Source organism: Nonomuraea sp. NPDC052265 (assembly GCF_044547985.1).
Taxonomy (GTDB): Bacteria; Actinomycetota; Actinomycetes; order Streptosporangiales; family Streptosporangiaceae; genus Nonomuraea.
In genome coordinates, this window is record NZ_JBIUBJ010000014.1 from 229,386 (window position 1) to 235,712 (window position 6,327).

General features: G+C 67.2%; 10 protein-coding genes. 7 read left to right on the forward strand and 3 right to left on the reverse strand.

Translation table 11 applies throughout. From position 1 onward, the window contains the following. Nucleotides 1-16: 16 nt before the first annotated feature. Nucleotides 17-931 (forward strand): LysR family transcriptional regulator, encoded by a 915-nt coding sequence (locus tag ACIHAD_RS33810; RefSeq protein WP_397358754.1) that lies wholly within the window; start codon nt 17-19, stop codon nt 929-931. 240 nt (nt 932-1,171) lie between these two features. Here the strand turns inward: ACIHAD_RS33810 and ACIHAD_RS33815 are convergent, their stop codons facing one another. Together ACIHAD_RS33815 and ACIHAD_RS33820 are read right to left on the reverse strand one after the other, a co-directional pair. Next, on the reverse strand, nt 1,172-1,456 hold the full coding sequence (locus tag ACIHAD_RS33815) for a hypothetical protein (protein ID WP_397358755.1): 285 nt from the start codon (nt 1,454-1,456) through the stop codon (nt 1,172-1,174). After that, complete coding sequence (locus tag ACIHAD_RS33820) at nt 1,441-2,046, reverse strand: hypothetical protein (RefSeq protein WP_397358756.1); 606 nt, start codon at nt 2,044-2,046, stop codon at nt 1,441-1,443. The genes ACIHAD_RS33815 and ACIHAD_RS33820 overlap by 16 nt, the downstream gene beginning before the upstream one ends. Nucleotides 2,047-2,308: 262 nt before the next feature. Between ACIHAD_RS33820 and ACIHAD_RS33825 the strand changes: the two genes are divergently transcribed. Beyond that, nucleotides 2,309-2,908: a hypothetical protein gene (locus ACIHAD_RS33825; RefSeq protein WP_397358757.1), complete on the forward strand. Its 600-nt coding sequence runs from the start codon at nt 2,309-2,311 to the stop codon at nt 2,906-2,908. Nucleotides 2,909-3,198: 290 nt separating this feature from the next. Next, nucleotides 3,199-3,588 (forward strand): low affinity iron permease family protein, encoded by a 390-nt coding sequence (locus ACIHAD_RS33830; protein WP_397358758.1) that lies wholly within the window; start codon nt 3,199-3,201, stop codon nt 3,586-3,588. 107 nt (nt 3,589-3,695) lie between these two features. On the opposite strand, the gene ACIHAD_RS33835 is transcribed toward ACIHAD_RS33830, so the two are convergent. Next, on the reverse strand, nt 3,696-4,586 hold the full coding sequence (locus tag ACIHAD_RS33835; protein WP_397358759.1) for a LysR family transcriptional regulator: 891 nt from the start codon (nt 4,584-4,586) through the stop codon (nt 3,696-3,698). A gap of 275 nt (nt 4,587-4,861) precedes the next feature. On the opposite strand from ACIHAD_RS33835, the gene ACIHAD_RS33840 reads away from it, so the two are divergent. From ACIHAD_RS33840 to ACIHAD_RS33855, 4 genes are all read left to right on the forward strand, one after another. Next, nucleotides 4,862-5,275 carry a VOC family protein gene (locus ACIHAD_RS33840; protein WP_397358760.1) on the forward strand — a complete coding sequence of 138 codons (414 nt, stop codon included), beginning with the start codon at nt 4,862-4,864 and terminating at the stop codon, nt 5,273-5,275. 11 nt (nt 5,276-5,286) lie between these two features. Beyond that, a complete protein-coding gene (locus tag ACIHAD_RS33845) occupies nt 5,287-5,412 on the forward strand; it encodes a hypothetical protein (protein ID WP_397358762.1) in 126 nt (41 codons plus the stop codon). Between the two features lie 62 nt (nt 5,413-5,474). Then, nucleotides 5,475-5,678, forward strand: a complete 204-nt coding sequence (locus tag ACIHAD_RS33850; RefSeq protein WP_397358763.1) for a hypothetical protein — start codon at nt 5,475-5,477, stop codon at nt 5,676-5,678. Between the two features lie 338 nt (nt 5,679-6,016). After that, nucleotides 6,017-6,301 carry an RICIN domain-containing protein gene (locus ACIHAD_RS33855; RefSeq protein WP_397358764.1) on the forward strand — a complete coding sequence of 95 codons (285 nt, stop codon included), beginning with the start codon at nt 6,017-6,019 and terminating at the stop codon, nt 6,299-6,301. Nucleotides 6,302-6,327: the final 26 nt, after the last annotated feature.

Here is a 6,327-nt window from a genome sequence, read left to right on the forward strand (position 1 = left end):
TGAAGGGAGGGGCGTGATGCTGGAACGGCATGAGATTCGGGTGTTCCTGACTCTGGCCGAGGAACTGCACTTCGGGCGCGTCGGTGAGCGGTTGCGGGTCACCACCGGCAGCGTGAGCCAGACGGTCAAGAAACTGGAACGCCTGATCGGCGCCCCGCTGTTCGAACGCACCAGCCGCCGGGTCGCCCTGACCTCGATCGGTCGGCGGCTGGCCGACGACCTGGCGCCGCTGGTCGCCGACATGGACCAGGCGGTGCGCCGGGCCATCGACGCCGGGCGCGGGGTCATCGGGGACCTGAACGTCGGCTTCCTGAGCGCCATCGCCGGGCAACTGCTGCTGAAGGCGGTCGGCGAGTTCGCCGCCCGCTACCCCGACTGTGAAGTGCACATCCACGAAACCCAAGGCCACGACGCCGTTCCCCGGCTGCGCGATGGCACCGTCGACGTCCTGATCACCGACCTCCTCATCGCCGCCCACCCCGACCTGACCGCCGGGCCAGTCCTGCTGTCGGAGCCGCGGATGCTGGCTGTGGCGTCCGGCCACGCGCTGGCCTCCCGCGACTCGGTGTCGCAGGAGGTGCTCGCCGATCACCCGGTGATCTTGGTGCCCACCGCCATGCCCGAGAGATTCCAAGCCGACCGCAACCCCTCCCACACCCCCGCCGGCAAGCCCGTTCTGCAAGGACCACGGGCCGCCAGCTTCACCGAGACCCTCACTCTCGTCGCGGCGGGCCGGGGCGTCTTCCCCGTCGGCGAGAACGTCGCCCGCTTCTACCCTCGCCCCGACATCGTCTACCTACCTATGGACGGTGATGCGCCGCCCATCCAGTGGGGGCCCATGTGGCTCACCACCAACACCACCGAGCGCGTTCGAGCATTCGTCCGAGCCGCCCAAGAAGGCCCTCTGCCCAGGGCCGGCGTAGGGGGCTGAGGTTGCGTCACGCTCAGCGACTCGGCGACCTCAGCCATCGAGCACTACGCCGGTGGCCGCAGCCGTCGGCCCGGGTGACGCGGATGACGCTGGCGTTGGCGATCAGCGGGCAGGACATGCCACAACCTCCAATGATCTTGGAGGCCCGGCCCACGACCAGCGGCTCTACCGGTCAGTGTAGTGCGGGGGTCAGGAGCGGAGGGGGACCCAGGTCCGCAGGTCCCTGGATCCCCGCGGCGGTCAGGTGTTCCTCTTCTTGCTCGGCCAGACGGCGTGGGTGGGGTCCCACCACAGGATGTGGAAGCAGTGGTCCTCCAGGAACCCGTACAGGCGGATGGGGCCGCCCAGCCGTAAGCGGGAGATGCGGGTCATGTCCGAGAAGCCGAGCGTCTCCAGACGGTCGCGCGCCTGCCTGGTGGGCAGCGCCTCGACGTCGTAGTGCTTGCCCGGCTCATCTCCCTTGGAGAACAGCTCGTTGATGGTCATGGACTCGAAGGAGACGAGCTTGGTCATGGTGTCGGCCATCGGAAGGGTGCCGAACCCCCAGGGTCCGTCGGAGTCCGCGTGGCAGAAGCGCCAGCAAATCCGCTCGTTGGAGGTGTCGGCGTCGGAAGTCGCAGTACGGTCGCGGATGACACGAAAGGCTTGGCGGGGCCACGCGTGCCCGCTCCCGGTGTGTGCTGTCCTGCGACCTTTTTCGGCTTACTCTTCCCCATCGGCGCTGACGAGGGTATCACCTGCTGGATGATGACGCCGGCGTCCAGGTACGGCATCCACGCGATCTCCCCACCGGCTTTGTAGGCGAGCGGGTCGGCGAACACGAGCAGGATCCAGGGCGCGCGGTGGAGCCAGCCAACGCCGCCCACCAGCAGGCCGCTCAGCAGCTCGCGCTCGTCGCGAGAGTCGACCTCCCGGACGGCGACGCCACGGCGGTCGCACGACGACGGGCACAGCGTGATGACCTCGCGGACGCGCTCGCGCAGTTCCTCGCCGACGGGGCGGGCGTCGTACATGCGGTCGGAGTGGCGCTCCCGCATGATCCGCAGGAGGGTATCGCGCTTGCGCGCCTGGTGGGCTATGTAGCGGGCCTGGTAGGGGTCGACGACGTCGGCCACGTCAGCGCCTTTGCCTCGGGCACCTTCGGTGCTGGACGGCCCGGCCCACAACCAGCAGCTCGGCGATGCCCCGGACGAGGCCATAGGCGTAGCCGAAACGCTCACAGAGGCTCCGCAAGCTGATCACCTAAGGAAACCGCAAGCCAGCTCCAAGAAGATCTCCAGTGCCGTCTGCGACCTTGCCCTGGACGCGACGAGGTAATCCGCCAGCACACGTGCTCTCGGCGCACGTCGGACGAAGCAGAACACAAACCTGGAGGACATGAACATGTACAAGAAGGCCCTGACCGTCGCGATAGCGGCGGCCGCCCTGGCCGGCCTGACCTCAGCGCCCGCGTCTGCGGTGGTGGCCGGAAACGCGACGGTATTCGAGGCCGCGACACCGAACATCGAAATCTTCTACGGCAGTTTCATTCGCCTCAAGGAGCCGGACAGCATGTTCGAGTGCCCGCAGGACGAGGTGCTGATCGGCCGGGCCCACTATGGGGACGAGACCAACTGGACCATGAACCAGTGCGGCCGGATCTACATCGACGGTGAACGGGTCTCGGTACTGCATGAGAACTGGGCTTGGAATACCAGGCAGCAGGAGAGCAACTCGTACTTCCTCGGTTCCGGTAACCAGGTCATCGTCGGCAGGCAGCACTTGGGGGACGAAAATGGTGACACCCGCCACAAGTACGGCACGCTGCGCTGGCGCGGAAGTGAGCTGCGGCTCACCTCTCGTTACTGGACTGAGTTGATGAAGGAGAGCAACCACTCCACCCAGGCGGGTCCGGGGCAGGTCATGACCGGCCGTCGGCACAATGGGGACGAGAACGGTCTCACCGCCTACGCGTACGGCACGATCACGGTCGGCTGAGGCCCCGCCCGCCTCGACGACACGGCGACGCCCCCACCCCGAAGGGCAGGGGCGTCGTTCGCCTGCCCATATACGAATCAGAGGTCACACCGAACGCGTAAGCACAGGCGAGCGATGGCGTGCCAGATCCGTGCCAGAACAGGCGGGAAACCGCGGTCAATCACGGGCAGTCACGGTCAACCGGCCCGCTCTGACCTGCATCCTCGTTCTCCCAGCTCACGAGGGAAAGATCAGGCGAGGGCTGGGAGCGGCAGCGGGTGGGAGCTGTCCCCGGCTTCTACGATGGGATCATGCCGTCGTCTCGCCCGCGTCTACCCTCCGAGATCGACGGCCGCCTCAGCGTCTTCGACCGCTTCGCCACCGTAGTCGCCGCGTTCGCGTTCAAGCCGTGGTTCTTCGCGCTGTGTGTGCTCCTGGTCGTGCTGTGGGCGCCGTCCTACCTGGTTATCCGGGACGTCGACACATGGCAGCTGCTAGTGAACACGGGCACCACCATCATCACCTTCCTGCTCGTCGCGCTGATCCAGAACACCCAGTCCCGCGCGGACCCGGCGGTGCAGCACAAGCTCAACGCGATCGCCAGCGCGCTGGCGGAGCTGATGGCCGACAGCCCTGCCGACGCGAGGGCGGTGCGCGAGCTTCGGAACGCTGTGGGCTTGGAGGAGCGCGAGAGCGCCTAGTGACCATCCTGCGTCTGCTGCGCGAACACGACAGTCAGGGACCCAGCCGTCAGCGCTGATAGAAGACTGACCAGGTGTCCCGCCGAACTCGCGGTTGCGGGCGTTGCTCAGCCCGTGATGGCGCCTAGATCGTGGACCGTCTGGGCGAGGGCGCGGACAAGGTCGTTTTCGGTGTCGGTCTGCCACACCAGGGCGTACGTCAGGGGCGGCATGTCGGGGATGGGCAGCCAGTGGAGGTGGGGCATCGACCAATACCGCGTGACGTGTGCGGGAAAGGTGTGGACGATCTCGCCAGTGCTGACGAGATCGATCAGTTCGTCGGCGTTGGTGATGGGGGCGATGCGTTCGATCGCCTGCCCGCGCGGGGTGTGGAAGGGCAGGTAGCTGTCCTGCCAGTAGTCCGGCATGTCGGTTGCGATGGCGTGCCGGAAGTCACCGAGCGCCTCCAGCGGAATTGAGGACCGTCCAGCCGGTTCGTGGGCGCCGGAGATGGCGAGCACCCGACGGTCGGTGAGCAGCGACGGGCCTACGGTCAGGTCGGGCTCTTCCACGGGTAGCCAGGCGATCAGGACGTCCATCTCACCGCCGCGGAGCCGGGCGAACGGGTCGATGAAGGGGGCGCGGCGTAGCTGAAGTTCCCATTGCGGGTGCCGCGCGCGGAATGCCTGCCAGTACGGGTGGAAATCGTGGACGTTGAAGGGCAGCATGCCTACGCTCAGGCGCGCTGTGATGCCTCGGGAGGCCATCCGGGCGCGTTCAAGGCTTTGCTTCAGTTCCGAGTAGACCGGTCGTAGGTCGTCGCGCAACTGCCGTCCGACTGGGGTCAGGCGGACCTGGCGGCGGTTGGAGCGGTCGAACAACGGGCTGCCGATGCGGCGTTCCTGCTGGCTGATGGCCTGGCTGACCCGGGCTTGGGACACGTGGAGCCGGGTGGCGGTCCGGCCGAAGTGCAACTCCTCGGCCAGAGCTAGGAAGATCTCGATATCCCGAATCTCCACTTTGTCCTCATTTGCGTCATAAGTTCCAAGTTATCGAATCATACGGAATCTCGCGTTGATACAGACGCGCGACCGCTCCAAGGTAGGAGACGTCCAAACCGCACTCGAGGGCGGTGCCGGAGCTGAGCGCTCGAAGGAGAAGGCCGTGAGCATGAGGCTCGCGACCGGTTCAGCGGCGCGCACCCGTGCCCCGTGGCGTCGGGCCCTGCCTGGACGGCAGGCCGGGCGCAAAATCACCCATGCACCGCATAAACATCCATACATAGGAGTAAGACATGAAGGCACACGTCAGCTCGATCCTTCTTGGCGTCCGGGACATGGACCGGGCCAAGCAGTTCTACACCGAAGGGCTCGGCTGGAAGGTCAAGCAGGACTACGGCATCTCGGTGTTCTTCGAGTCGGACGGCGCCTCGCCCGTCGGCTTCTACGGCCGCGAGGGCCTGGCCGGCCTGGCCGGCACGAGCCCGGAGGGCAGCGGCTTCAGCGGGCTGGTGCTCACCTACGTCGTGCGGAGCGAGGCGCGGGTGGACGAGGTGATGGCGGAGGCGGAGAAGGCCGGCGCCACGATCCTCAAGCCCGCCGGCGCCCTGCCGTGGGGCGGGTACGGCGGCACGTTCGCCGACCCGGACGGCTACATCTGGAGTCTCGGCTACAGCGAGCAGGCCCAGGACCAGCCCTACGCAGAGTAGAGGAGCACATTGTGAAGTTTCGCGCCGTCGTCGAGCCACCCGAGCCCATGCGAGGATTGGAAGTTCCGCCCGAGGTGGTCGAGGCGCTCGGCGGGGGCGCGCGACCGCCGGTGACGATCACCGTCAACGAGCATTGACACCGAGCCGCGCGTCGTCGTCGAACCCGTGGACTTCGCCCGAGCCCACCCACGTCGTGCATATGACGTTCGAGGCCGCCCGGACCGGCGGCACCGTCGGCGACATCGCGGCGGGCGCCGACACCACTCCCATTCGCGGCGTGGAGTTCGTGCCCCTAACCGCGCTGCCCGCGCTCGGCTTCACCGACCGGTTCGCCGAGCTCGCCCAGGCCGGATGGCCAGGAGCGGGAAGCTACATGGGCGCCAAGGCGAACATCGGCCTGTGACGGCCGCGCGAGCGCCCGGCATCCCGCCTTACCGGGGCCGAGCCGGGCGATGGCTGTTCCGCCCGGTGGGCACGAGAGGCTCTACGGAGCTCGGATCTCTACGCTGGCCGGACGCTTCGGCCCCATAGGACGGCCCCGCGTACTCCGCCACCTCGAGGCTGGGGACACGTTCATGAGCGGAGGGCCAACCAGGAAGGGTGACCGACGGGGCACCGCCGCCTTCCTGCAGCGGAGCCCTGTCCGGAAGCGGTCACGGCCGAAGGGTGATTTCCCGTGCGTGATCGTCTCTTATGGAGACAAGGCGGCGGACCGCCACCTCCAGTTCGAGAGGACCCCCTGTGGACATTCCGGCCCGAGCCACCCTGATCAACAAGAAGTCCGGGCTCGCCCTCGACATCGCCCAATTCGACATGGCCGACGGTGGCTGGGTGATCCAGTGGACCCCTACCGGCCGGGCCAACCAGATCTTCCGCCTGGAACCCGCCGAGGGCGGTTACAAGTTCATCGCCGAACACTCCGGCAAGGCCCTGGACGTCACCCAGGCCAACCAGAGCCCTGTGTTCCGCGTAATTCAGCGTCCTAGAGTCACGAATCTGGGGTCTGACCTGTGCGGACATGGGTGAGGGCGCCTGAGAGGCGTTTCTCTAGG

Bases quoted from the DNA above. Each gene is read 5' to 3' on its own strand.
- ACIHAD_RS33810 (WP_397358754.1), top strand. From the start codon at position 17: ATGCTGGAACGGCATGAGATTCGGGTGTTCCTGACTCTGGCCGAGGAA.
- ACIHAD_RS33815 (WP_397358755.1), bottom strand. From the start codon at position 1,456: ATGGCCGACACCATGACCAAGCTCGTCTCCTTCGAGTCCATGACCATC.
- ACIHAD_RS33825 (WP_397358757.1), top strand. From the start codon at position 2,309: ATGAACATGTACAAGAAGGCCCTGACCGTCGCGATAGCGGCGGCCGCC.
- ACIHAD_RS33830 (WP_397358758.1), top strand. From the start codon at position 3,199: ATGCCGTCGTCTCGCCCGCGTCTACCCTCCGAGATCGACGGCCGCCTC.
- ACIHAD_RS33840 (WP_397358760.1), top strand. From the start codon at position 4,862: ATGAAGGCACACGTCAGCTCGATCCTTCTTGGCGTCCGGGACATGGAC.
- ACIHAD_RS33850 (WP_397358763.1), top strand. From the start codon at position 5,475: ATGACGTTCGAGGCCGCCCGGACCGGCGGCACCGTCGGCGACATCGCG.